The 812-nt window shown below is 74.6% G+C and carries 1 protein-coding gene; it reads left to right on the forward strand.

Annotation, left to right across the window (positions count from 1 at the left end):
* Positions 1 to 812, forward strand: an 812-nt coding sequence (locus KD1_RS15320) for an AMP-binding protein (RefSeq protein ID WP_068403362.1), incomplete at both ends; no start/stop codon positions are given.

The raw sequence follows: 812 nt of genomic DNA on the forward strand, positions 1-812 counted from the left end.
CCGCACGCCGACGACGCACCGCCGCCCGACCTGCCCGCGCCCGCCGACCGGCCCGAGGGGTTGGCGCTCGTCGTCGGCACCTCCGGCTCGACCGGCGCTCCGAAACTGGCCATGCTCACGGCCGACGCGATCATCGCCAGCGACGACGCCACCCACGTGCGGTTCGGCGGCCCCGGACAGTGGCTCCTCGCCATGCCCGCGCGACACATCGCCGGTCTGCAGGTGCTCTTCCGCTCGCTGCGCGCCGGTACCACGCCGATCGCCCTCGACCATCGCCAGCACTTCGACGCGCCGCTCTTCGCCGACGCGGCCGGGCGACTGACCGCCGCCCGGCGGTACGTCTCGCTCACCCCGACCCAGGTGACCCGCGTCCTGGCCGATCCGCGCGGAGTGGACGCACTGCGCTCCTTCGATCGGGTGCTCATCGGCGGCGCCGCCGTGCCAGCACCCCTGCTCGAGCGCGTCCGCGCGGCGGGGGCGCACCCGGTCACCTCGTACGGCATGAGCGAGACGGCGGGCGGAGCGGTGTACGACGGGCGACCGCTGGACGGCTCGGCCGTGCGGATCGTCGAGGGTCGCGTGCACGTCGGCGGCCCCACCCTCGCGCGCGGGTACCTCGGCTTGCCGGAGCGCAGTGCCCAGGTCTTCATCGCCGACGCGGACGGCGCGCGATGGTTCGTCACCGACGACGCCGGACATCTCGACGACGAGGGGCTGCTGCAGATCGATGGCCGCCTCGACGACCTCATCAACACCGGGGGCCTGAAGGTCCTGCCCCGCCTCGTCGAGGAGGCCCTGCTGCGGCACCTGCC

The sequence above is a fragment of the Kribbia dieselivorans NBRC 106261 genome (genome assembly GCF_001552435.1).
Classification (GTDB): domain Bacteria; phylum Actinomycetota; class Actinomycetes; order Actinomycetales; family Dermatophilaceae; genus Kribbia; species Kribbia dieselivorans.